Source organism: Gordonia alkanivorans NBRC 16433, from assembly GCF_000225505.1.
Lineage (GTDB): Bacteria > Actinomycetota > Actinomycetes > Mycobacteriales > Mycobacteriaceae > Gordonia > Gordonia alkanivorans.
Genome location: NZ_BACI01000019.1, coordinates 1 through 296 on the forward strand (window position 1 = coordinate 1; position 296 = coordinate 296).

The window sequence follows — 296 nt, forward strand, 5'->3', positions numbered from 1 at the left end:
TCTAGGCTTCGAATCCACATCGGGGCGTCGAGTATCGAGCGCCCAACTGATCGAGGGAGACAATGCATGTCGGGCCATGTGAACGTGGACAACTTCGTTCGGGCGGAGACGCACCGGATGTTCGCCGACATCCAACTGGCTGCCGGTGGGGTGGGGAAGTTCCGGCATAACCGGGAACCTGCCTCGATCGACGAGCAGACGGTGATCCGGCTCAACCGCGACACCCTCTACAGCTTCGCCATCGTCGACCTCGCCGAACCGGCCGTCCTCACACGGCCCGACGCAGGCGAACGGTA

General features: G+C 63.2%; 1 protein-coding gene. It reads left to right on the forward strand.

Features of this window, described 5'->3' with window-relative positions; all coding sequences use genetic code 11:
• Positions 1–66: 66 nt before the first annotated feature.
• On the forward strand, positions 67–296 hold a 230-nt coding region (locus tag GOALK_RS02750; RefSeq protein ID WP_006357264.1), incomplete at its 3' end, for a DUF1254 domain-containing protein.